At 62.9% G+C, this 23,279-nt stretch carries 24 protein-coding genes; 7 read left to right on the plus strand and 17 right to left on the minus strand.

Annotated elements, in window-relative coordinates:
- The first annotated feature begins 708 nt into the window (after positions 1-708).
- A complete protein-coding gene (locus ACGLHR_RS28800) occupies positions 709-1,314 on the plus strand; it encodes a hypothetical protein (protein ID WP_400097849.1) in 606 nt (201 codons plus the stop codon).
- 210 nt (positions 1,315-1,524) lie between these two features.
- Here the strand turns inward: ACGLHR_RS28800 and ACGLHR_RS28805 are convergent, their stop codons facing one another.
- Together ACGLHR_RS28805 and ACGLHR_RS28810 are read right to left on the minus strand one after the other, a co-directional pair.
- Positions 1,525-1,986 carry a GNAT family N-acetyltransferase gene (locus ACGLHR_RS28805; protein WP_318238530.1) on the minus strand — a complete coding sequence of 154 codons (462 nt, stop codon included), beginning with the start codon at positions 1,984-1,986 and terminating at the stop codon, positions 1,525-1,527.
- A gap of 28 nt (positions 1,987-2,014) precedes the next feature.
- Positions 2,015-4,000: a diguanylate cyclase domain-containing protein gene (locus ACGLHR_RS28810; RefSeq protein WP_400097793.1), complete on the minus strand. Its 1,986-nt coding sequence runs from the start codon at positions 3,998-4,000 to the stop codon at positions 2,015-2,017.
- Positions 4,001-4,276: 276 nt separating this feature from the next.
- Between ACGLHR_RS28810 and ACGLHR_RS28815 the strand changes: the two genes are divergently transcribed.
- Positions 4,277-4,738, plus strand: a complete 462-nt coding sequence (locus tag ACGLHR_RS28815) for a CopD family protein (protein ID WP_400097795.1) — start codon at positions 4,277-4,279, stop codon at positions 4,736-4,738.
- Between the two features lie 10 nt (positions 4,739-4,748).
- Here the strand turns inward: ACGLHR_RS28815 and ACGLHR_RS28820 are convergent, their stop codons facing one another.
- From ACGLHR_RS28820 to ACGLHR_RS28830, 3 genes are all read right to left on the minus strand, one after another.
- Entirely contained in the window at positions 4,749-5,027 is a 279-nt protein-coding gene (locus ACGLHR_RS28820; protein WP_400097797.1) for a DUF2269 family protein, read from the minus strand.
- A gap of 291 nt (positions 5,028-5,318) precedes the next feature.
- On the minus strand, positions 5,319-5,501 hold the full coding sequence (locus ACGLHR_RS28825; RefSeq protein WP_400097798.1) for a hypothetical protein: 183 nt from the start codon (positions 5,499-5,501) through the stop codon (positions 5,319-5,321).
- 58 nt (positions 5,502-5,559) lie between these two features.
- A complete protein-coding gene (locus ACGLHR_RS28830; RefSeq protein WP_400097800.1) occupies positions 5,560-7,224 on the minus strand; it encodes an ABC-F family ATP-binding cassette domain-containing protein in 1,665 nt (554 codons plus the stop codon).
- Positions 7,225-7,701: 477 nt separating this feature from the next.
- On the opposite strand from ACGLHR_RS28830, the gene ACGLHR_RS28835 reads away from it, so the two are divergent.
- Complete coding sequence (locus tag ACGLHR_RS28835; RefSeq protein ID WP_400097802.1) at positions 7,702-8,136, plus strand: MarR family winged helix-turn-helix transcriptional regulator; 435 nt, start codon at positions 7,702-7,704, stop codon at positions 8,134-8,136.
- 33 nt (positions 8,137-8,169) lie between these two features.
- Here the strand turns inward: ACGLHR_RS28835 and ACGLHR_RS28840 are convergent, their stop codons facing one another.
- The 9 genes from ACGLHR_RS28840 to ACGLHR_RS28880 form a co-directional block, all read right to left on the minus strand.
- Positions 8,170-8,946 (minus strand): enoyl-CoA hydratase, encoded by a 777-nt coding sequence (locus tag ACGLHR_RS28840; protein ID WP_400097804.1) that lies wholly within the window; start codon positions 8,944-8,946, stop codon positions 8,170-8,172.
- 105 nt (positions 8,947-9,051) lie between these two features.
- Positions 9,052-9,852: an AraC family transcriptional regulator gene (locus ACGLHR_RS28845; protein WP_400097806.1), complete on the minus strand. Its 801-nt coding sequence runs from the start codon at positions 9,850-9,852 to the stop codon at positions 9,052-9,054.
- A 50-nt stretch (positions 9,853-9,902) separates the two neighbouring features.
- Positions 9,903-10,625 carry an NAD(P)H-dependent oxidoreductase gene (locus ACGLHR_RS28850; RefSeq protein ID WP_400097808.1) on the minus strand — a complete coding sequence of 241 codons (723 nt, stop codon included), beginning with the start codon at positions 10,623-10,625 and terminating at the stop codon, positions 9,903-9,905.
- Complete coding sequence (locus ACGLHR_RS28855) at positions 10,618-11,352, minus strand: enoyl-CoA hydratase/isomerase family protein (protein ID WP_400097809.1); 735 nt, start codon at positions 11,350-11,352, stop codon at positions 10,618-10,620. The genes ACGLHR_RS28850 and ACGLHR_RS28855 overlap by 8 nt, the downstream gene beginning before the upstream one ends.
- On the minus strand, positions 11,349-11,801 hold the full coding sequence (locus ACGLHR_RS28860) for a DUF2000 domain-containing protein (protein ID WP_400097811.1): 453 nt from the start codon (positions 11,799-11,801) through the stop codon (positions 11,349-11,351). Before ACGLHR_RS28860 ends, ACGLHR_RS28855 begins: the two co-directional genes overlap by 4 nt.
- A 320-nt stretch (positions 11,802-12,121) precedes the next feature.
- A complete protein-coding gene (locus tag ACGLHR_RS28865; protein ID WP_400097813.1) occupies positions 12,122-13,192 on the minus strand; it encodes a copper resistance D family protein in 1,071 nt (356 codons plus the stop codon).
- Positions 13,193-13,198: 6 nt separating this feature from the next.
- The gene (locus ACGLHR_RS28870; protein ID WP_400097815.1) at positions 13,199-13,546 is read right to left on the minus strand and encodes a copper resistance protein CopC; all 348 of its coding nucleotides are present in this window, start codon (positions 13,544-13,546) and stop codon (positions 13,199-13,201) included.
- A gap of 32 nt (positions 13,547-13,578) precedes the next feature.
- Positions 13,579-14,541 carry a hypothetical protein gene (locus ACGLHR_RS28875; RefSeq protein WP_400097817.1) on the minus strand — a complete coding sequence of 321 codons (963 nt, stop codon included), beginning with the start codon at positions 14,539-14,541 and terminating at the stop codon, positions 13,579-13,581.
- A gap of 221 nt (positions 14,542-14,762) precedes the next feature.
- Positions 14,763-15,044 (minus strand): hypothetical protein, encoded by a 282-nt coding sequence (locus ACGLHR_RS28880; RefSeq protein WP_400097819.1) that lies wholly within the window; start codon positions 15,042-15,044, stop codon positions 14,763-14,765.
- A gap of 591 nt (positions 15,045-15,635) precedes the next feature.
- Here ACGLHR_RS28880 and ACGLHR_RS28885 point away from each other — a divergent pair.
- Genes ACGLHR_RS28885 through ACGLHR_RS28895 form a run of 3 tightly spaced genes read left to right on the plus strand, consistent with a single transcriptional unit; the run spans position 15,636 to position 19,592 of the window.
- On the plus strand, positions 15,636-17,867 hold the full coding sequence (locus ACGLHR_RS28885) for a TonB-dependent receptor (RefSeq protein WP_400097851.1): 2,232 nt from the start codon (positions 15,636-15,638) through the stop codon (positions 17,865-17,867).
- 25 nt (positions 17,868-17,892) lie between these two features.
- On the plus strand, positions 17,893-19,092 hold the full coding sequence (locus ACGLHR_RS28890) for a sialidase family protein (RefSeq protein ID WP_400097821.1): 1,200 nt from the start codon (positions 17,893-17,895) through the stop codon (positions 19,090-19,092).
- Positions 19,089-19,592, plus strand: a complete 504-nt coding sequence (locus tag ACGLHR_RS28895) for a TlpA family protein disulfide reductase (protein WP_400097823.1) — start codon at positions 19,089-19,091, stop codon at positions 19,590-19,592. The genes ACGLHR_RS28890 and ACGLHR_RS28895 overlap by 4 nt, the downstream gene beginning before the upstream one ends.
- Before the next feature lie 1,061 nt (positions 19,593-20,653).
- On the opposite strand, the gene ACGLHR_RS28900 is transcribed toward ACGLHR_RS28895, so the two are convergent.
- Complete coding sequence (locus ACGLHR_RS28900) at positions 20,654-21,061, minus strand: PPC domain-containing DNA-binding protein (protein ID WP_400097825.1); 408 nt, start codon at positions 21,059-21,061, stop codon at positions 20,654-20,656.
- A 59-nt stretch (positions 21,062-21,120) separates the two neighbouring features.
- On the opposite strand from ACGLHR_RS28900, the gene ACGLHR_RS28905 reads away from it, so the two are divergent.
- The gene (locus ACGLHR_RS28905; RefSeq protein WP_400097827.1) at positions 21,121-21,372 is read left to right on the plus strand and encodes a hypothetical protein; all 252 of its coding nucleotides are present in this window, start codon (positions 21,121-21,123) and stop codon (positions 21,370-21,372) included.
- Positions 21,373-21,794: 422 nt separating this feature from the next.
- Here the strand turns inward: ACGLHR_RS28905 and ACGLHR_RS28910 are convergent, their stop codons facing one another.
- Both ACGLHR_RS28910 and ACGLHR_RS28915 read right to left on the minus strand, forming a co-directional pair.
- Positions 21,795-22,559 carry a fumarylacetoacetate hydrolase family protein gene (locus tag ACGLHR_RS28910; protein ID WP_400097828.1) on the minus strand — a complete coding sequence of 255 codons (765 nt, stop codon included), beginning with the start codon at positions 22,557-22,559 and terminating at the stop codon, positions 21,795-21,797.
- Positions 22,556-23,269, minus strand: a complete 714-nt coding sequence (locus ACGLHR_RS28915; protein WP_400097830.1) for an aspartate/glutamate racemase family protein — start codon at positions 23,267-23,269, stop codon at positions 22,556-22,558. The genes ACGLHR_RS28910 and ACGLHR_RS28915 overlap by 4 nt, the downstream gene beginning before the upstream one ends.
- Positions 23,270-23,279 lie beyond the last annotated feature (10 nt).

Here is a 23,279-nt window from a genome sequence, read left to right on the forward strand (position 1 = left end):
CGCGGTCCCTGCGCCAGCCATGAGGCCAGCGTCCCGGTTGGCAGCCTGGGGTCGGTCCCGGTACCGGGACGAGGGTCCCGGAACAGGTGGCGAGCGCGGCGGCAAGCTGTGTGGCAAGGGGAGCGGATCAGGGCGGCGCAGCGGCGCTGCCGCCACGAATGTGCCACAAAATCGTCAAGTTGCTGAAACAATAGGCAGTCCGACCGGATTGGCGGCTGCAAGCCGGTTGGCGGGAAGCAAGGTGCCTGTTATCCACAGTATTTGTGGATAACACGACCCATTGAAACGGGTGTTTCTGCACAAACAGGCTGGCGTTGTCAAGTCATTAGAGTGCTTCCTCGAACGGGTGGCGGCAACGATTTCCCGAGCGGGTTTTGGTGGGGGCCGCCGCGCCAGCGAGTTCGGCTTCGCCGATGGTTGTGCAAGAAGCATAAGCAGCGCAGTGGGGGAGTAGCGCGCTATCCTGATGAGTATCTTTACCAGCAGTTTGGACTCATCCGCCTTCCGTGCGCGAAGGCATGATGTTCTGTCCGAGAGCCGGATGCGTTAGTAGCGCACGTCCGGTTCGATGAGCGGGATGTGAAAACGGAGCCACGGTTCGGCTAGTGAGGCACCGCCAAACGAAAGGGGCGGATACAGATATGCAGAACCTAACGCCACCGCGTCACATCTCGACTCTACCCGTTTCGTGAGCTGACCCCCTTGAACATGGAAAAGCGCTCGTTCGTTCCGTTTTTTCCTTGTTCGTTCGTGCACCGTCAACAACAAATGGAGAGAATCATGAAGTGCGATAAGCGAAGATATGCGCTGCGTTTGGCGCTCGCTGCGGCCGCATTGCTCGGAGCGACAGCGCCAATGACATTTGCCGCCCCCATGAAAATCGAGGCAGTCCTAACGCCAAAGGAGCAAATCCGCCTTGATTTCGCGGATGGTAGCAAGCACTTCGTTTTGATGGTTAAGCGCGAGGGTAAAGCCATCGGGCAAGGTCCGCTGGCCGGGACTGCGGTGACGGAATACGGTCGGCATGACATTGTGCCTGGTGTCGGCGGCGACCCAAGTGGCTATTTAGTGTTTACGGCGGCAGAGGGCGACGTCGCCTACGTGAAGTGGTCGATGCGCGCGGTCTTCCTTCCGGGCCCCGACGGCAAGCCTGCGCTGGTTGACAACGGTGTCTGGGAAATAGTCGGTGCCAGCGGGAAATTCAAGGGCTTGCAGGGTGCGGGAATGCTTCACATCGACCGGGTTTCACCAACGGACCGTAATTTCATTCTTGAGGGCGACCTGGTTCCTTCTGGGGCAGACATAAAAAAATAGCCGACGCCGGGGGGCGGGTTGGCCTGCAACGAAGGTGATCAAGGCGGCCGGGATCGAGCCGGAGTGAGGGGGGGCAGAGGCAGATGCAGAAGCAGATGCACTACGCTGGTTTGCTCGCCTCTCCCGGAAGCGGGAGAGGCGAGCTACGGCAGCGCAGGTACCAGTCCAGCGATGGATCGCCCCACACGGAAGTCCGATGAAGCCCGCGATCTAAACCGGCTTGCGATAAACCACGAACCCCGAGTTCTCCGCGACCTTGTCATAGAGTTTCATCGCCGTTGCGTTGGTCTCGTGCGTTTGCCAGTAGACCCGCTTGGCGCCGGCGGCTTCGGCGCGCTGGTAGACAGCCTCGATCAACGCGCGGCCCACGCCGGTGCCGCGCGCCGCCTCTGAAGTAAAGAGGTCCTGCAGGTAGCAGCTCGGGCCGATCTGGATGGTGCTGCGATGAAACAGGAAATGCACCAGGCCAAGCAACTCGCCGGAGCGCTCCGCCACCAGCGCGTGCATGGGCTCATACGCGTCGAAGAAGCGCGTCCAGGTCGTGCGGGTGATCTCGGCCGGCAGCGCCGTCTCTGCCTTGCGGCCATAGAAGGCGTTGTAGCCATCCCATAGCACCTTCCATGCTTCGAAATCTCTTGGCTCGGCGGGGCGGATCAGAATCGGGTCGGTCACGGGGCTTCCTCGGGGCGGGTGTGCGGTGCTAGGTGCGGCTGCTCGATGCGGGCGGCGGCGTGTACCGTGCCTTGCCGCTGCGCTTGGCTTCGTAGAGCGCCATGTCGGCGCGCATGAAGAGCTCGTTCACGGTCTGGCCGTCGTCTGGGTAATGGATGGCCATGCCCACGCTGGCTGTCGCCACGATGGTATGGCCCTCGATGAAATGCGCCTGCCTGGCTGCGTGCACGATGGCCTGGGCGATGCGCTCCAGCGTTGCGATGTTGAGTGCGTCGTCCAGCACGATGCCGAATTCGTCGCCGCCGATCCGGGCCACCGCGTCGCCGGTGCGCACGCAGGCGGAAAGGCGCTCGCCAAAGGCAGCCAGCAGATGGTCGCCAACGGCGTGCCCAAACGTGTCGTTGATGGTCTTGAAATCGTCGACGTCCACGAGCAAGAGGGCGGCGCTGGCGTGGTTCGCGCCAGCCCGGGCCATGGCGTCCGCCATGCGCCGGTCGAACCCCTTGCGGTTAAGCAGGCCCGTGAGGTGGTCCGTGAGCGTCTGCGCTTCCAGGCTGCGCATTTTCTGGCGCTCGCTGGTCACGTTGCGCGCGAACATGTACAGTCCCTGGACCGTGTCCCGATCGTCATTCCAGGCGGGCTGGTACGTGACTTCCATGCACTCGGCGCCATCCTTGCCTTCCAGGCTGAAGGTAACCGACGCGCCCAGGTAAGCCTGTTCCAGGTAAGGCTTCGATGCCACGTAGGCGGGGGTGCCCCAAAGCTCGCGCACCGTGAGCCCGACAATTTGCCGCACCGGCAGGCCGAACCGCTGCGCGTAGGCCTCGTTGACGAAGACATAGCGCTCACCCATGTCGATGAACGAGACAAAGTCGGGTACGTGGTTGGCAATGGCCTCGATGCGCTTCTCGCTTTCTGCGGCGCGATCCTTGGCGGCGCTGAGCGCGGCTTCCCGCTCGGAGAGCTGGTGCATGACCGCGCCGAAGGTGGTGGCCAGTTCGCCGATCTCGTCATTGCGCCCGGTTGGCAGCGCAGCCAGCGCATCCAGCGCGGCAGGATCCTTGGGCACCTCGCCAACCACGCGATGCAGCAGCTCCAGCGGCGCCAGCATGCGCCGTATCACCAGCCACATCAGCAGCGCGGCCAGCAGCAACGACATGCCGGCGGCCATGATCGTCTTGCGGCGAGCCTCCATCAGAGGGGCGAACGCTTCCTTGGCGGGCAGGACCGAAACCACCTCCCAACCATTGGATTCGAGCAGGTAGCGCGCCACGATGGGCTGCGTCGGGTTGACGATCTCCCACTGGGAAGGGGGCGTTTCAAGGCCGCAGGCCTCGCCAAGGGCCTTCGCCGGCGCCATCACCTTCGCCGGATCGGGGTGCATGGCGTAGCGCGGGTTCGTGCCGGAGGAGACCAGGCAATAGCTGCCGGTCAGGCCAATCCGGCTGTGCGCCAGCCGGCCAAGGAAGTTGCTCTCGGAGAAATTCAGCGCGCCGCCAACCACGGCCAGCAGCTTGCCGTCCGGGCCGCGCAAGGGCACGGCAAGCACGGCGCCAGGCGAATCGCTCATCCGGCCCCGCAGCAGGTCCGACACGGCAAACTCCGAACCATTGACGATTTCGCGGAAGTAGTCGCGGTCCGCCAGGTGGATGCGTTGCCCGATGGGTACGGCGGTACTGAACACCATGTCGCCGTTGGGCAATGCCAGGAACACGGCATTGAAGATCTCCGGCATGGACACGGCCTGGGCCGCGAAGCGCCGCATGTCGGCGGGCGGCTGCCCGAGCATGGGCGCCAGCTGGTGCGCCAGGCGGCGCAGGGCGATCGCCCGCGTCTCGAATTTCTCGTCGAGTTGTTCGGCAATCAGCTTGACCAGCGTTTCTTGCTGGGCCTGGCGTAGCGCTTTCAGGCCCTGGTACGCGTAGAACTGGGCGAACAGCGCGCGCGCCAGGATGATGAACGTCACCACGAGCGCCGTGGCTATGGCTACCCGGTACTTTAAGGAGTGCCGCATAAGTATCTTGTTCTTGGCGTTGCGGATCAGCCTGACCGCCGGCCCTGCCGTCCCGGCTGCCCGACCTCCATCGCAGGCGACTGACCCGGTTAGTAGGTTAGCAGAAGCGGGGCGGCCGCTCTGCATATGCCGACGCCATTGCTCTGGCATGCGTGTCTTAACCGTGGCTTTGGCCGGCACAAGTGGCTTTCGGGGGGCTAGAATGCGGCAGTCCCCCAACAGTCCAGCGGCGGCCCGCCGGCTGGAGCCTGCCCCCTTCCCGTCCTCCGACAATCCATGACCCTCGATCCCGTTCTCCACTTCCTGCACATCGCTGGCGTCACGCTCTGGGTGGGCGGCATGTTCTTCGCCTATGTCTGCCTGCGTCCGGCAGCGGCCACCCTGCTGGAGCCGCCGCAGCGGTTGCGCCTGTGGCGCGCCGTATTCGCGCGGTTCCTGGCCTGGGTCTGGGGCGCCGTCGCCCTGATCGCCATCAGCGGCATGTCCATGCTCGGCGCGCTCGGGTTTGCCGCCGCGCCCATCCACTGGCACATGATGCTCGGCCTTGGCCTGATCATGATCGGCATCTTTGCCTATGTGTACTTCGGCCCCTATGGTGCGCTGCGGCGCGGCGTCGATGCGCAGGACTGGAAGGCCGCGGGCGCCGCGCTGGGCCGCATCAGGCAGGCCGTCGGCCTGAACCTGCTGCTTGGCGCACTCACCATCGCGGTAGCAACGCTCGGCCGGCTGCTCGCCTGAGGGCTGCGGGTCAGGCCGGCTTGCTCACCATCAGCCAGTACACCACCAGCAAGCCGCCGAACGCCGGAAACCCCAGCGCCACCCAGATGCGCTCATACAGCCAGTAGCGCGGTGCAAGCCCACCGGTATCCGTGGCGCCGCGCGATGCCTGCGCAGCCTGCACGGCCATATCGCGCATCCGCCATTGCAGCCAGAGCACCGGCAGCCAGCAAGCCCCCGCCAGCGCATACAGCGAAAGCGACATCCACAGCCAGGACGCCGATGGCGGATACCCGGCCGCATGCATCATGTAAAGCCCGCTCAGCGGCTGGGAAGACCACTGCCGGCGCGGTGATCCAGGTGTCGGCCCGCACCACCCAGCGGGTCACCACCGCCATGGCCTGCACAGGCTGACGCGCAAAGGCTAGTCGCGGCTAAGCTGGCCCAGCGTGACGTTAGTCGGGCAAGAACTAGCCCGGGCTACCTCAATTTGATGACCAACTAGATGGAATTTAAATGGTTCATCGCCGAGTTTCGGGGGAGGCCATGGGCGTCTCAGTACGACCCAAAGCGGCCGGTGAATATCTCAGGAAGCGCCCATTCAAAGATCGAATGAGGTGTGGGCTAGTTTCACACGTACCTGCTTGGATAAGGTCTTGGCAAGGGGCAATTCCCGCACCGCGCCCCGCAAAAGTTCTTTATTGGATTCGGACAGCGGACCCTCGTGATCGATCTCGACGCCGAAGTTCGTATCAGTCTCGAGGCGCTCAATGGCGACCTTCACGCTGAATCCTGTGAAGCTCGCGCCCGCCCTTTGTCTCACCATTTCAGGCGATGCCCTTCTACTCTTCGGCGGGCTGCTCGCGCATGCGACGGGCTTCGTCGCGCAGGAACTGCTGGTAATCGTCCAGATCCCCGTCGAAGGGCTCGACGCCGCCCTTGGTGACCAGCCAGAACTCGTCGCATACGGCGCGCAGCAGGGCCCGGTCGTGACTGACCAGCATCACTGTGCCTTCGAATTCGTTGAGCGCCATGCCTAGCGCTTCGCGTGTGGCCAGGTCGAGGTGGTTGGTAGGCTCGTCGAGCAGCAGCAGGTTGGGGCGCTGCCACACGATCATGCACAACACGAGCCGCGCCTTTTCGCCGCCGCTCATCGTGCCAACCGCCTGATGGACCATGTCGCCGCTGAAGCTGAATGTGCCGAGAAAGGTGCGAAGGGATTGTTCGGTGCCACTCTGGCCGGGGGCGCGCATGTGCGCCGGCGTGTCCTTGGCAAGGCGGATCATGTGTTCCATCGGCGTGTCGAGCGGGCGCAGCACGTCGAGTTCCTGCTGTGCGAAGTAGCCGATATTCAGGCCTTTGCCTTCGCTGATTTCGCCGGAAATCGGCGCCAGCGCGTGCGCCACCGTCTTCACCAGCGTGGACTTGCCTTGGCCGTTGGCACCGAGAATGCCGATGCGCTGCCCGGCCAGCACGGAACGATTGATGCCCCGCACGATGACCGTGGGCGGCGTGCCCGGCAGTGCGCCGGTCGGCGCCGGGTAGCCGAAGCTCGCGTCCAGCATCGACAACAGCGGGTTCGGGACGTTGAGTGGCTCCTTGAACTCGAAGTTGAACTCTGCGTCGGCAAGCACCGGTGCGATCTTCTCCATGCGTTCGAGCGCCTTGACCCGGCTCTGCGCCTGCTTCGCCTTCGAGGCCTTGGCCTTGAAACGGTCGATGAATTTCTGCAGGTGGGCGATCTTGTCTGCCTGCTTGGCCACCGCGGCCTGCTGCAATATGAGTTGCTCAGCGCGCATGTCTTCGAACTTGCTGTAGTTGCCGCCATAACGCACGAGCTTGGCGTTGTCGACGTGCACCGTCACCTGCGTCACCGCGTCGAGGAATTCGCGGTCGTGGCTGATCACGACGAGGGTTCCTGGATAGCGCTTGAGCCAGGCTTCCAGCCAGACCAGCGCGTCGAGGTCGAGGTGATTGGTCGGCTCGTCGAGCAGCAGCAGGTCGGACGGACACATGAGCGCGCGCGCCAGTTGCAGTCGCATGCGCCAGCCGCCGGAGAAACTGTTGACCGGCTGACTAAGCTGCGCGGCACTGAAGCCAAGGCCCAGGATCAGCGCTTGGGCACGTGCGGGGGCATCGTGTGCACCGGCGTCGTGCAGGGCCATGTAGGCGTGCGCCATGCGCATGCCGTCGTCGCTGGCCTCGGCGGCGGCTACTTCGGCCTGTGCGGCCAACAGCGCGGTGTCACCCTCGACTACGAAGTCGGTCGCGCTCTGCTCGGTCTCCGGCATCTCCTGCGCGACCTGGCCCATCTTCCATGCAGCGGGAATCGAGAACTCGCCGCCGTCTTCGTGCAGCGTGCCGTTGAGAAGGCTGAAGAAGGACGACTTGCCGGCGCCATTGCGGCCGACAAGACCAATCTTTTCACCGGGGTTGAAGGTGACGGACGCGCGGTCGAGTACGACATTGACGCCACGACGCAGCGTAACATTACGGACGGAAATCATAGGGGGCCACTTCGGAGAGGATTGGCATGATAGCCGATCGGACGTGCAGGGCTGTCGCTTTTCTGGCACGCGTGAAGACCCGCTTGCGCTTTGCGGCGCCCACCGGCCACAAAGCAAGGCGGCCCCCGGGCGCACGGGGTGTTCCGGCTGCGGGGCCAGCGAACATAGCGGTGAATGACGGCTCCTGGCCGGCCGCGGCCGTCCGAGCTAGGGTCGCCGACTGGCGGCTTTGGCAAGATGCAGACTCGACTCTCGCGTAGCTCACCCCTCGGAGCCAGTCCATACATATCTTGGATATAAGTTTGTACAGACAGCGCGACCGTGCCAGAGCCACGCGCTATGTTCCTTCGAGGTGGTGTGCCGACGGAGTCGACAGAGGTTCATTGCCGTGACCGACCAAAGTCAGGCTAATGCTGACACCGAGCACGTGATAAAATTCGCATGTGAACTAAATGGCATCCTTTATCCGTCACAGACATGGAGCATCGCCTCGTCTATCTATTGAATGTCGGCCAGCGTCGACTGCATCGGTGGTCACAAGCGCGCACGGCTACGGGTGGCGCGACAGCGGCCCAGGCTGGGCTGCTTTTCTTTCTGGGCAGGAACGACGGCGCGCCGATGAGCGAGGCTGCCGCAGCGCTGGATCTGGGCGCACCCGGGATGAGCGGTCTGGCTGACCGGACCGAAAGGGCGGGCCTTATCGAGCGCCGGCCGGACGAGACCGATCGCCGTGCATCGCGCCTATGGCTGACGCAGGCAGGACGCTCGGCTCGCCAGCGCTCCAAGGCTGGTATGAAGGAATTGAATGCCAGACTGACCGAAGGTTTCACCGCGGCCGAGATTAACGTGGTAGCGCGGTGGCTGACCAGCCTGCAGGCGAAGTTTCCGGCCGCCGACGAGGGCGAGGTGTAACCTGGACAGCGGCCGGACAGCGAGACACTCGACTTACTGCAGGGCGACCTTGGTGAAGTCCGGTTTGCGCTTCTCGGCGAAGGCCGAGAATGCTTCCTTGGCTTCGGCACTGGCCAGCCGCTCCTCGAACCTGGCGCCTTCGCTGTTCATCTGCGAAACCAGTTTCTCCGCGTCGCGCATGAGCTTTTTCATTGCGCTAAGCGAGCCGGCGGGCCTGGCCGCAATCTTTTCGGCCATCAGGCGCGCGTCCGCCCGCAGTTGGTCATTAGCGCAAACTTTGTTCGCGATGCCCCATGCCACGGCGGTTTGCGCGTCAAGCGGCTCGCCCAGCGCGAACATCTCGAAGGCCCTGACGTGCCCGATGCGCAGGGGAAGCAGGTAACTCGAAGCCGCCTCGGGAACAAGGGCAAGGTTCACGAAGGGCGTGATCAGTTGAGCGTCCTGCGCGAGCACGACGTAATCGCAATGCAGCAGCATGGTGGTGCCGACGCCGACGGCCTTGCCGTTGACCGCGGCGACAATCGGTACGGTCGAGTTGGCAAGGGCGCGCAGAAAGCGGTGCACGTGGCGTTCGCTGGGGCCATTTCCCGCCGCTATCGCTGCGAATTCTCCCACATCATTGCCCGCCGTAAAAATGTCCCCGTCCCCCTGCAGCAGCAATACCCGGATATTGCGGTCCTGCTGTGCCTGCTCGATAGTGTCGGCAAGTGCGCCGTACATCTCGTTCGTCAAGGCATTCTTCTTGTCCGCCCGGGCAAGCGTAATGGTCAAAACGCCGCTGGTAACGTCAACGCGAATTTCCGAGGTCATGGTCGGTCTCCAGATGGGTTGCGTGATGCCGTGCAGGCATCCAGTGTTAGTTCGTATGCGAAGTATATACGATAATTCGTATGCGAAGTAAACCACTGGGCCGAGTCAGTGCGTCGAGAGCGTCCTGCATGAGAAGGCGGCCTGATACACCTTCGGCGTCACGCCGGTCTGCTGCTTGAACACGCGTGTAAAGTGTGACTGGTCCGAAAAGCCGGTCAGCGCGCTTACCTCCGCGATGGGCCTGCCGCCGCGCAGCAAGGGCATCGCGCTGCGTACGCGCTCCTGCTGCTGAAAGGCATGCGGACTCAGGCCCGCTTCGCGTACAAAGGCGCGCAGCAGCACGAAGGGTGTCACACCGAATTCGCACGCAAGCGTAGACAGGGTCAGGCGTACGTGCAGGTCGTCGCGCAGACGGGCCTTGACCGCGCGCACCAGCGCACGCTCGCTGTGCACTACGGGCAGGTCGACGGACCGGCCCGCGTGTCGGGCATACAGGCCGATGATTGCACTGGCAAGCACTTCACTGCGCTTGAAGCGATCATCGTCCATCTCGGAACACCAGTTCACCCCGTAGAGTTGTTGCGACAGCTCTGCGTCGACGATGAACGGACTCGGTATGTCGAATCGCTCGCGTCGGGGAATGCCAAGCCTCTCGCAGTAGGCGGCGAGGGCCGCGGGCTGCACATGTTCCACGCGCATCTTCCATTGCCCATCGCCGGCGGCCAGGCCGGCATGTACCACGTCGGCTTCGATGACGATCACGTCGCCGCGGCGGCACAAGCGCCGCTGGTGCTGAACCTCGACCGCCAGCACTCCGCCCGTGATCACCGCAAGGCAATGCGTGTCGTGCGCGTGCGGCGGATACCGGTGGCCGACGAACTGGCCCTTGAGCATGACGGCGTCCATGACGTCCGGCGCATGCCAGAGCTTGATCGACTTGGTAGGCGCAGTGGTGTTCATGATGAGGCGGCCCGTGAAAGCGGCTGGAAAATGTCATCATATTCCTCAAGCTTTGGCATCGGTATGCGCGGCTGCTCGTCGAGCCGCTCGATGAAGTCGCCCCAACGCGTGAGCGTGTCCACTCGCTGAGCGTGCGAGCAGTAAGGAATATGCCAGGCGAAGAACGGCTCAAGCACTTCATAGCCGACATATCCCAAGGTGCCTTGCAGGAGATGACGCAGCATGGCGCCTGCCAGCTCTCCATGTATGCCTTGCGGACCGAACATGTGCTCCCGGCCCCCCAAGCTTACGCCGACAACCGCACGCTTGCCGACCATGCCCCCGCGCCCGTAGATGCGCTTGCCGCCGTACAGTGCGCCGGACAGGAAGCAGCGGTCGATCCACCCCTTGATGAGCGCGGGCACCGAGAACCAGTAGAGTGGAAACACCAATATCAACGTGTCGCTGGCCAACAGCGCGTCGACCTCTCGCTGAATGTCGGGCGCAAGGGCGTTGTGCTCGAGCGCGTGGCGCTGCTCCTTCGCGTAGACAAGGTAGTCGCTGTTGGCGCGTTCGGTGAAATCGCTGCCGCGCACCACAGGATCGAAGTTGAGCGCGTACAGGTCCGAAAAGCTCACATCGTCGCCGCGCACCTCCAGCAGGCGTCGGGCTTCGTGGGCCATTGCCGTGCAGAAGGAGCGCGGCTCCGGGTGGGCATGAACGACGTGAACTTTATGCATGAGGGATAGACCGGCGGGTGACAGCAGGAATGAAAGCGTTCAGATAGGAAAGCTCGCCCTCTATCGCTTTGCTGGCTGGCAAGGTAGCACCCTCCAGCAACAGGCGCCGCATAGCCTGTAGCGCGGTCGGCGGCTTGGCAGATAGGCGAGTGGCGTATTCGTTGGCAACTGCACGCACGTCAGTGTCCGGCACCACGCACGAAACAAAGCCCTGCCGCAATGCCTCTGCGGCCGTTATCGGGCGGCCGCTCATCAGCCAGTCGCGCGCAATCAGGTCGCCCACCCGGCGCGCAAGCAATGCTGTGGCCCCGGCCTCGGGGACAATGCCGAGATCCGCAAACGGGAAGCAGAACATGGCCCCCTCGCCGGCGACCACGTAGTCGGCGTGGAGCAGCATCGTTGCGCCGAACCCGACCGCCGCGCCGTTGACCGCGGCCACGAGTGGCTTGGGCTGTTCCGCGAAGGCCTCGATGCAGCGTGTAACGGCGCCGTCGGCAGCCTGCGGCCACAGGGTGCCGAACTCGGCTGTGTCGTGGCCCGAGCAGAAACAACTGCTGGTTCCGTGCAGTAAGACGCAATGAACGCGGACGTCAGCCTGCGCCAGGCGCAAGGTGTTCGCTAGCGCTTCGAACAGAACGCTGTTAAGCGCGTTGCGCTTGGCCGGACGGTCAATACCCACGGACCAGACCTGGCCGCTGAGTTCCGATGTGATGTTAGCTTCCATCATGCGAACAGCGCGAAGCCGCCGACCAGTTTGCCAACCTTCTTCCTGGGTCCCACCAGGCCGACCGCCAGGTACTGGAGCGACTCGCCCGGCAGCGCGCGCACCGCGCCTAAGAAGGCATCGTAGTCGGTCGTGGCCTGTCCTTGCACTGGAAAGTCAACCACGTCACAGTGCGCCAGTGACTTCTGGCGCAGCGCCACCAACTGCTCAGCCGCGGCTTTAAGGACAGGGATGCCAATGGGAATGAGACCGGGATGCGCGGTGCCGTCCTGTTCCCGCAGAGGATCTCCCACGAGATGGCTGTGACGTTGACCCAACGTGAATGCCACCACGGCGGCGGCATTCGAGGCTTTGCCGGGCGCCAGCGCTTCGTCCACGACGATGATGCAGCGCACTGGCTCCCGCGGAGCCGCTGCGTCGTTAGAGGTGTTTGCTTCGTCTTGCAGTAACAATGCATCTCTCCAGAAATTCAAGCCATGGAGACAATGCTAGGTAGGTTCGGGCCAAAAATATTGGACGATTTTGCAGCGAGCAGAGGTAGATTGCACTTGAGTCGCGCCCAGTGACACCGGGTCAAGTACTTGCGTCCGCCGTCAATTCAAATCAAATGTCCCGCGCCCTTGGTTATTGTGAGCCTACGCCGGGATTTCTCTGCACCTTGTACGCTACGCCACTTTCTTGCGCAGAAGCAACGCGGCGTCGCCACGTAGTTTGGTCGGTTGATGAAGCAGGTGCGCCTGCTCCTTCTCGTGATCCTCAATCCTCCTGAGACTCAGTGAGCCACGCCGCTGCTATGCGTGGGGTGACCGGCAGGCATGCGATTGACATGCCTGGCGGGCATCTGGCTGACGAGCACGGCTACGCAGATGATTGTGCCGATGATGAGGATTCCTTCCAACATTGCACTGCGCACAAATCGCTTCAGTGGGAGGTGCGCCCCCTGCCGACTCCACTCGAGAGTAAGGACAGAGAGTATCGTCGCCAATAGACCCGACGGCTTGTCGATGCTGGTTGCGCCGGTCGCCCAGGCGTGCAACGACGGGATGCAGAGATAGCGATTCGCAGCGCCCAGTGTGACGATGATCGCGACCAACGACAGCTTGACCAGCAAAAGCCGTCCATACGCCGTTGTCAACAATGCCTCGACACGCTGCACCTCAAGCCAGGCGTTGTACATGCCGGTCAGGATGACCACGGCCAGCGCTGCGCCGGCGAGCGCCGACCAGCGGCTCACCATGGCAGCCACGACCTGGCGTCGCTCATCGGCGCGTTCGGTAAGGGTGTGAAATCCAGTGACGGTAAGCGCGATCAGGCTGCCGCCCCAGAGGGATACGGCCAGTAGATGCATCCAGTCCATCAGCTCGGGGAGCGTGATGTCGCCCCAGTCGGCCGCGTGGCCAGACAAACTTCTGCTGGTCGCAATCAGGCAAGCCGCCGCCAACATCGCGGCCGCAACGCCGGGTGAATCGAGGCCACGCCTGCGTCGCCAGCCAAGCCACAACACCACCAGCGCGACAGGACGTAGCAGCCAGACTCGCCCAAAGTGAGTCTTGGACAGTACGGCAGGCAGTGCCAGCGCGAGTTCTCCAATCGGACGGCCGCTCATCTCCAACGCGCGCCGAAGCAGTTCGCCGATGCTGCTGAGTGTGAGCACCGCCAGGCAGATGCCCAGGGTCCACCATAATGGCATCAGGAAATCAGGCGAAGGATATGACGTCCCGTCCTTGAACGAGACAACCCAGATGCGAAAGCCCAGAACCCCGATACACGTGGTCAGTGCGAGCAAATCAGCGGCAGTGACAACCATGCTGCCAACGTTTGTCGCCATCATCGTGTGGTCCATGGTGGTCTATCGCCCAACGGTAAAAGAATAGTCTCCTTCTGTCGCGTGCCCGTCACGGGCGATCACGCGCCAGAAGACATGGTAGGCGCCTGGCGCCAGCGGTGGCAGGCGTGCCTCGAGCAGACGCGAGTGCTCGGCATTGACCTGCCCGGATTCCCGATTGACTTGTCGCCCCTGGGCGTCGAGCACGCGCAAGGTGCTGAAGGCCGGCTCGAGGTCCGCATCAAACCAGATGCGAACGTAGCTGGGCAAACTCTCGGTAACCGCCCCCACGCGGGGCTCCGCCCGCTCGGGAAATGCATGTGCCGCAACCGTTTGGGACCAGAGCAGCCCCCACAGTGCAGCAGCGGCCAAGCGGGTTCTCATAGCCTGTAGGTCCGCTCGTGTCAGGGGAGGAATGGCTTCCCATAGCTCTTGGGAAACATGTCGTCGAGAAACAGGTGAAGCTGGATGAATATCCCGATGTCGTGGCCCGATCGTTTATTGACCGGAATAGCCGCCTCCAGGCCCACCTGCATGGTTTTGCCAAACCACATGAAGCCCGGATTCACTGTGCCGGTTGCCTGACCGGAACAATCTTTGCTGATGCAGGTTTTCACCGCGACCTCAACCAGCGCGATGAGGCGGTCGAATGGGGCGCCGAGCCCGACGTCCTTTACGTAGGACTGCAGATACTGCAGGCTGTACTGTATCGTGAAGCCCCAGTTCAGCCGGTCAGGTTCCGAGCGCCGCGTGGGGAGCTCCGGCGAGAGAATGCCGGTGATTGCCAGCGGCCGCAGATATTTCACTCCGTCCGGCAGATCGCCAAAGCCCTTGCCGTAGAAGAGCGCGGGGGAAATGGTGGAGAAGGATTCGGCGCCGACCCGGTGGCTGCCAGTGCCGCCAAGATCGGCATCGAGTCCCAGGGAAAGAATCCCTTCATGCTCCGCATTCTTGATCAACTGGTACTTGAGTCCAAGCCCAAGGTTGTCGAAACCATGTTGGGCGACCGTATCGTCGGTGGGCCTGACGCGTTGATAGGCGGCGCCCAGTGATATGCCGAAGTCCGGTGTAATCCGCTTGCTGAGCTCGGTGGAAAACCTCGTGGTATGAACGCCTGGTGTACCGGTAGGTTGCCCCGCGTCGCCGCCACCTGAGGTCGCGCCGCTCTTTTCGTCCTGTGGCAGCTTGCGGTGCCCGACCACGAAACTCATCTCATCGGCCACAAACGGGTCGTCCACCGTGATGGTGGCGGGCAAGAAGCGCTTGCCGACGACGCCATGGGCGTGAGAGGGAGAACTGACTAACACCTGGGTGACCACCGCAATTATCAAACTGCCGATGAGTTTGGGTCTGATGGCATCTATCATGTTTAGTCCACCATTCACTACCGGGGCCCCAGGGCGTAGTTAATTAACTATGTCTTCCATTGAAGATTGTCTGCTGTGATTTGCGGCGGCCTATCCTATTTGGATGTCACGCAAATAAAAAATTCTTCGTGACCTTTATGTTAAAGGGATCTCCGAAATCGCCCTGTCGCGGTGCGCATTTCGGAGAATTCCCAGGCGAGGAGCCTTCCGGCAGAGAATAACTACTTACTTTCGGCCGCGCCCTTGGTAAAGCCCAGATGAACGGTGATGGTATCGCCGTCTTTGACGTCTTTGACGTCGTCTGCAGGGAAATGCAAGTGCAGAGTGGGACCCCCTCCCTTGGTCTTGAGAGCAAGCGTCCCCTTCTTGTGATCAATCTGGGTCACGGTTCCGGTCATGTCGTGCTCACCTAAGAGGCCAGGGGTATCTTTATGGGCAAAAGCGGATATTGCCGGAATAGCGATCAACATCGCCGCGATGACGGGAAACAGAGCCTTCTTCATAAAAGTTTCTCTCCAATCCACTCAGTAAATACGTTACACATGAACACACATGGCGCAGTGCATCGGCATGGGGAACTAACGCGCAGTCCGACCGGCTTGCGCTGCGTTACAGTCTAGGCGACGCCTAACATCGCGCAAGTTAAATGTGAGGTAAATTTCACAATCCGCAATGACAATCCGCAATGACAATACGCAATGACAATCTCGTGACGCAGGTACTGTCGGACGTCAAGACGCACAGGCACACCGCATGCCTCATGCCATCGGCACAGTCCGGCGCGGGTTTTCACCGGAACCTCGCCCACAACGTGACGGGAAAATGAAGATGGATTCATCAGCGAAGTGATTTTTGCTGCCCTCGCGTGCTGACTTGCAGGTCATGCCTGCCGATGGTGGCAGTCGACTCAAATCTGCGCGCCGCGGCGCTATGTCGCACCCGCCTGCGGCGGGCCGGTGCTTAGAATGAAAACGCTCGCTCGTGGCGCGGGAGGCCCAAGATGGGGGTGCGCACGGGCGGGAGAGCCAAAAAAACGATAATAGGGTGTTCCCGTGAAGAGAAATCGCATTGCGCTTGCCGCCTCGGCAGCGCTGATGGGTCCTGGCCTTGCCGGCGCGCAGGTCGCCGCTCCCGAGCCGCTGCAAGAGGTAGTGGTCTCGGCCAAGTCCGACCGCAGTGAGACGCCGGGCACGCCGCCCAATACGCCGTCGCCGGCCTACGGCATCAGCAGCGCCCGGATGGCGGACTTCAATGTGGTGAACCCGGAGGACGCGCTGAAATACGCGCCCAATCTCGCGGTGCGCAAGCGCTTCATCGGGGATATCAATTCGATCATCTCGGTGCGCAGCACCAGCTCGCGCCAGTCGGCGCGAGGCCTGGTCTATGCGGACGGGCTGCTCCTGTCCAACCTGCTGGGTTCGGATTTCACCTTCCCGCCGCGCTGGTCGCTGGTCAACGCCGCCGAGATCGAGCGTGTCGACGTGCTGTATGGCCCGTACTCGGCGCTGTATCCGGGCAATTCGCTGGGCGCGACGGTGTTGATTTCCACGCGCAGCCCTGAAAAATTCGAGGGCGATGCCAGCGTCCAACTATTTACCCAGCGTTTCGGCCTGTACGGAACGCACGAGAATTTCAACGGGTTTCACGCCAATGCCTACGTGGGTGACCGCGTCGGCGCGCTCTCCTACCTGGTGAGCGTGGACCGGCAAGGCAGCACGAGCCAGCCGCTGAGCTTCTATACCGCGGCGCGTTCGACCACCCGCGCCGGCTCCGCCGACAAGCCGGTCACCGGTGCGTTCTTCGACAAGGACCAGACAGGCGCCGACCGGGTCGTGATGGGCGTGAACAGCGAGGGCGTCACGCACACCATCCAGGACCAGCTCAAGGTCAAGCTCGGCTACGACATTACCAAGACCCTGCAGGCCCAGTTCACCGCCGCCTACTGGCAGCAGAACCGCTCCAGCACCACCGGCAGTTACCTGCGCGATGCCGCTGGCAACGTGGTATCGAACGGCAACGTGAATATCGGCGGCAATCGCTATGTGATCCCTGCCAATGCCTTTGCACCCAGCAACGGCGAGGACGCGCGCTGGCTCTACGGCCTGTCGCTGCGTACGCGCAACCAGACTGGCTGGAACTTCTCCGGTATAGCCTCCCTGTTCGACGTGAGCAAGGACATCAGCCGCACCGCCAATGCCGCCGGCAGCGGGCCGGGCACGGTGACCTTCGGCGATGGCACCGGCTGGCGCACCTTGGACCTGAAAGCCGATCACCGCCCGGAAAATCTGCCGGGCGGGCACTGGTTCACCTTCGGCTATCACTATGACAACTACCGCCTGAGCAATACGACCTACAACACCTCGGACTGGCAGGCGGCCACCCTTACTGCCTTCAACAATGCCTTTGCCGGCAAGACCGAGACGCAGGCGCTCTATGCGCAGGACGCCTGGTATTTTGCCGAGGACTGGAAGCTGATCCCGGGCGTGCGCTATGAACACTGGCGCGCCTATGACGGCAGCCGCAGCCAGCCCGGCGCGAACCTGGGCTACCCGGAGCGCAGCAAATCCAACTGGTCGCCCAAGCTGGCGCTGGAGAAAGCCTTCGGCCAGGACTGGCTGGCCCGCCTCTCGCTGGGCCAGGCCTATCGCTACCCGACCGTCAGCGAGCTGTTCCAGGGCAGAATCACCGGCACCTCGCTGATCAACAACGATCCGAACCTGAAGCCCGAGCGCTCGTTCTCCAAGGACCTGACCTTCGAACGCACGCTGGACGCATCGCATTTACGCTTGTCGCTGTACGAGGACGACATCCACGACGCGCTGGTGAGCCAGACCAATACCACCGTGTTCCCGACCGTGACCAGTTTCCAGAACGTCGATCGCGTGCGTACCCGCGGCATCGAACTGGCCTACGATACGCGCGACCTTTTCATCAGCGGCTTCGACTTGGCCGCCAGCGGCGCATACAATCATTCCAAGACGCTGGAGAACGCCAAGAACCCGGCCTCGGTGGGCAAGTACTTCTATCGTATCCCGCAATGGCGCGCCAACCTGGTCGGCACCTATCGCATCACACCGGCCTGGGCGGGCACGCTGGCCATGACCTATTCCGGGCGGCAGTACAATACGCTCGACAATTCGGATGTCAATCCCGACACCTTTGGCGGTACCAGCAGTTTCCTGACCTTCGACGTCAAGCTGACCTACCGGCCCGCCAGGAATGTGCGTCTAGGGCTTGGCATCGATAACCTGACCGACCAGCGCTATTACGTCTATCACCCGTATCCGGGCCGGACGTTCTACGCCGAGGCGAAGGTCTCCTTTTAAGCGTCTGACGAGAGCGATAACAACCATGAAAGGCTCCCGCCTTATCCTCGCCGGCCTGATGGCCTTCGCTACCATGGCGGGCACGGCCCAGACCCACACCCACACCCATACCCATACCCCTACCCAAAAGATGAGCGAACTCGGCAGCGGCGCTGCGTTCGACCGGGAAGGGCGGCTGTGGGTTGCCTACAAGGACGGCCCTTATGTTGCGCTGCAATCGTCGGCCGACTTCGGCCGCAGCTTCGGCCCGGCGCAGCGCGTCAACAACGCGCCGGAACAAGTCGCGGCCGATCACGACAGCCGCCCCAAGGTCGCCACCGGCCGCGACGGCGAGATCTTCGTCACCTGGACCCAGCCGCTGGCCAAGCCCTACACCGGCTTTATCCGTTTCGCCCGCTCCACCGACGGCGGCAAGTCCTTCGCCGCGCCGCTGACGGTACACGCCAACCGCGACGAGATCACGCATCGCTTCGACGCCATCGCGGTGGACCGCGCGGGCCGGATATTCGTGAGCTGGATCGACAAGCGTGACGTGGTAGCCGCCGAGGCGCGCAAGCAGCCATACGCGGGCGCAGCCATCTACTACGCGGTATCGACGGACCATGGCGCGACCTTCCAGGGCGACTACAAGATCGCGGACCAGTCGTGCGAATGCTGCCGCATCGCCATGTCGGCCACGCCCGACGGCAAGATGCTGGCACTGTGGCGCCATGTGTTCCCGCCCAACGCGCGTGACCATGCGCTGGCTTTGCTAAGCGCCAACGGCACCCCCACGCGCTTCCAGCGCGCCACCTTCGACGATTGGCGCATCGATGCCTGCCCGCATCACGGCCCGGGCGCCTCGGTAGCGCCGGACGGCACCCTGCACCTGGTCTGGTTCGCCGTGCGCGAGGGCAAGCCGACGGTCTCGGTGGGTCGCTGGAAGGCCGGCAAGTTGCTGGCGCAGCGCCCGCTTGACGATCCGCGCGCGCAGCATGCCGACATCGTCGCTCTGGACGACAATGAGATCGCGGTGGCGTGGAAGTCGTTCGACGGGCAGCAGACGAGCCTGTCCGCCATGCTCTCGCACGACGGCGGCAAGACCTGGCATACGCGGCAGGTGGCCCGCACCGAACGCGACTCCGACCAACCGCATCTGCTGCAGCACGCAGGCCGCGCCTACGTTTTGTGGCGTACCGAAGCCGAAGGCTTCCAGGTTTTCCCGCTGGCAAAGGAGGCCGCATGAAGCTCTCCCGCCGCAAGTTGCTGGCCGCCGCCGCCGCTCTACTGGTCACGGGCACCGCAAATGCAAGCGGCCCGCAGGCCGAACGCGTGGCCGTATTCGATTCCGCCACCGCCGCGCAACTGACCGCCGGCCACAAGGGCAAGCCCTTCGTGCTGCTGGTCTGGTCGCTCGACTGCGTCTATTGCAAGCGCAATTTCGAGGCGATCGGCAAGCTGCAGGCGCGCTATCCGGCGCTGCGCATCGTCACGCTGGCGATGGACAGCACCGAAGCGCTGCCACAGGTTCAGCAACTCCTCCAACGCGTCAGCCTGACGCGCAATGCCTGGGTGTTCGGCCGCGAGCCGCAAGAACGCCTGCGCTACGCAGTCGACCCTGACTGGATGGGCGAGATGCCACGCACTTATTTCTATCGCGCCGACGGGCAGAGGCAAGGCGTGTCCGGCGTGATCAGTTCGTCGGACTGGAGCAAGCACCTGCGCTGGGCCGGTATCGCAAGCTGAGTTTTGCGTGGGCAGGACAGGCGTGCCCAAAGGTGATATCCATGCCCGCAGCCACCCCGAACCGGGGCGCTGGCCTCATGCCGGTGCGCGCGGCGCGCCTGACAGAATCTCCTCGCTTACCTCCGGATCGCAGGACGCGATCCGTCCCGAGGACGAGCCAGTGTCCAGGAACGCGTCTATTCCTTTCATCCTTTTTCGGAGGCCAGTCGCACGCTATCCTCGGCCAACCGCTACTGCCGCGGCAGCCATTAGGGTAGTGCAACTTATAGTTGACGAGTCTCGCGTGACGTCGGCTTTCGATGTCCTAGTTGGCCGCTTGTCGAGCCAACGCCAACGTCGCGTTGGCTTCGCCAATGATTGTGACGTAACGCACAGAGCGCAGGGAAATGCGGCGTAAGATGACGGTGTGCAAGGGACGTGCGTATTTGGGAGCTCTTGTAGTGTCGTGTCGGCCGACGCAAGCTTAAGCTTGCAAGACGTTCGATTTCATGGATTCCCTAGCCTAGCGGCGCAGTCCATGTTTTTCGATGCCGGTCGCCGCCCCTTGCGCGTCCGGATGAGTGAGGGTTATGGTCTCGGCCGCCAAGGAGGGTGCCTCCCTGCTAAAGGGGTAGGGCAATGGTTCCTGCCGTCCGTAGAATCGAACTTGCTACACACCCGATTCCGTCAATTGAGGAACCATCATGGGCTGGTGGAACAGATTCGCGCTCTGGCTTTGGCGGGACCGATATGACCACGACCCGGCCACCGGAACAGGGGGGTGAGCAGCACAACATTTCCCTCTGGAACCGTTTGCGCCCCGCTCGCGAGCGCCTGTTGCGCGTATTGCTGGACCGCCCGCTTTGGCCAGCCTTCGTTGGTGGCATCGGAGCGGTCAGCGCGATGTACTATATGGACATCGCCAAAACCGACCAGCAGGTGCACCGACACTCTGGGGAACTGCTTCTGCGTTGCGTTCACGAACCCGACCATGCACTCAGATGCCACCCAGTCCCCGGTGAACGTTCACGGTGACTTCGCGGATCAAGCGTATGGTAGCGGCCCGGGTGTATGCCTCGAGGCTACTCCAGGGGCGGTTCGTCTCGTATGACCAGTTCCATGAACCCTGAACTTAGGTCGTACTCCCGGGAGAAACGATGTTCGGGGAGTAGCGCCAGCAATATCTCCGCGGTTGTACGGACCGTGCAACCGCGTGCCACATGACCACCGAACACTCGACCGCGCGGGTCGGCAACCGACATGTGCAGGTGCGCTCCATCAGATGATATGGACCCGGCGAGCGTCAGTATTTCCAGATTGTCACGCAGCTCGGTAGGATCCTCGTCCCCGGCAAATCGCAATTGGGCAACGCTGAGGCTCCCGATGCCCTGGATTACGAAGGCCGCACGCAATTTGAGCTGACGCAGCACGTCTTCGAGTGCGACACGCAGATCGTCGCCGGGAGAGAGGCGCAGAGGATGTGCTTGCATCGCGCGGTTCCAGGTTGGGGGTTCCGTGACAGGTTAAGGCGAATTGAGGTCGATCGCAATTGAGCGCCAGCTCTCGCCAGAACAGCCGTCGTACGGGCGACAGTGATCTTGTGAAGGACCAGCTTCTTCACCTGGATCAAGTGACCCTGAAAGCAATTTCTACGAAAGACCTGGTGGAGACAGAATCACTTAAGGAAGCCGCACACCGGTCCCATCAGCTCGTGGATGAACTGATGATGTCGGACCTTTTGGTCATTGCTTGCCCCCATGTGGAATTTCGGAATCCCGTCGTCTTTAAAGGCGTAGATTGACTATGTGGTACGCGCTGGCAAAACCTTCAGCTACGCCGGTGCCGGGGTAGAGGCTGGGATTTCGTCGAGCCGTATCCGCGCGCGTGGCAGTGATGGCCGATGAAGAGACGATCGGCAACGCAGTGGCGAAGGCCCGATGAGGGCCGGCAAGCGGTCATCCAAGTCGAGACTGGCGATCGTCCCCTCATCGGCGATAGTGTCGAAAAACTCAATCTGACTGGTGCTCCGACCGGGACGGTGGAAGCCCGGCCTCTTGGAACGGCCTGTATTGAACGATCGTCGATCGGTTGAGGGTCGCCCCCCCCCAAACAAAAGAATCTGCACAAAGTCCGTCCCCGACGCGTTTTTCAACACTATCTGTCCATAGCGGCCGGTCACTATCCAGCAAGTGAAGAAGATCGCGGGCGATCAGCGCCATCCTCTCAGAACTGGATCGAGGCCCGGCCAATGCCTTCGAATTCCGCTGTCACAAGGTCGCCAGCCGACGCGTTCAGAATGCCGACCCAGGTACCCGTGGTGACGACGGTGCCGGCTTCCACGCTTCGGCCCGCGCGCGTGGCGTGGCGTAGCCAGGCCACCAGTCCATAGGCCGGATCGCCCAGGGCATGGGTGCCACAGCGCTCGATCGACTCCATGCCAATTTGCACCCGGCAACGCTGTGCCGCCCAGTCTCGCGCTTCATAGTCACGCCACTCGCCAAGCACAAGCGCCCCGTGGGCCTGTAGGTCAGCCAGCTTCAGTAGCGCAGGTGCGGCGACGTACTGCTGCCAGCGTGAGTCGACGACTTCAATGGAGACCGCCATCGCGTCGATCAGCGCAGCCGCGCCCGGGCCATCGAGGGCGGCCGCCTGCGCTGCGTCCACCCCACGCCCGAGTCGCAGCGCGATCTCGGCCTCAATGCCGCGCCACGTGAAGGGCCAGTCGCCGGCATGCGCGGGGCTGGCCCACACCCCGTCGGACGGGAGTTCGGCGTGTGTCAGTTGCGCCTCGCGTGAAGGCCCCCCGGATTTCCAGTACCCGGCGCCTATCTTTTGCCAGCCAAGCGAGCGAGCCACGACCGACTGCACGGCGTAGGCCTGCTCCGGATTGTCAAGCGCGGTGGCGAAGCGCTCCGCGTCGGCACAACGGTGCTCGCGCCGTGCGCAAAGCAGCGCCTGTGCGACCGTATCGATGTTGGTTAATGTCATGCTTCGGGCAATTCCTTGAATGAAGGATCAAAATGACTCCGTGACTCGCTCGCGGCAAGCGCACGCAGCACGCTGCGGCACGCTGCCGGCACCGGACCGATCACGGGAATGGCAAAACGCATGCTCAAGGCCTGGGCCGCCTGGCCCAGCGGGCCACCTCCTATCACCACCGCTTGTGCTCCGTCAGCTTCCACGCAGGCCTGGACCGCGTCTGCCAGCGCGGCTTCCAGCGCCGCCGGGTCAAGACCAAGCATGCGAGGGTCGCCGCGGGTGAAACGCACACCGGTGAAGCTAGCATCGAGTCCGTAGCGCCGCACATTGGCTTCAATCGAGGACGCCAGGAACGGCGTCGTCGTGGCAATACCGAATCGACGCCCATGCTGCGCCGCTTCTCGCATGGCGGCTTCGCCGATACCCACCACCGGCACGGCTAGCCTGCGCCGAAGCGCGTCCGCGCCGGGATCGCCGAAAGCGGCGACGATGACAGCGCGCACGCCTGCGCGCTCCGGACCGGCGCCGAGCAGATCCATGGCGCCGACCGCGTCCGCGGCGGCGCGCAGATCTGCCTCGTCGACGATCATCGGCACACCGCGTGCCATCGTCACGCCGCGGATCTCCAGATCGTGGGCAAGAGCGGCACGCGCGATGTCAACCATCATCTGCGTGGTCGACTGCGACGTATTCGGATTGATCAGCAGGATGTGGTTCATCGCGATGCGC

This window comes from Cupriavidus sp. CuC1 (genome assembly GCF_044627735.1).
GTDB lineage: Bacteria > Pseudomonadota > Gammaproteobacteria > Burkholderiales > Burkholderiaceae > Cupriavidus > Cupriavidus ulmosensis.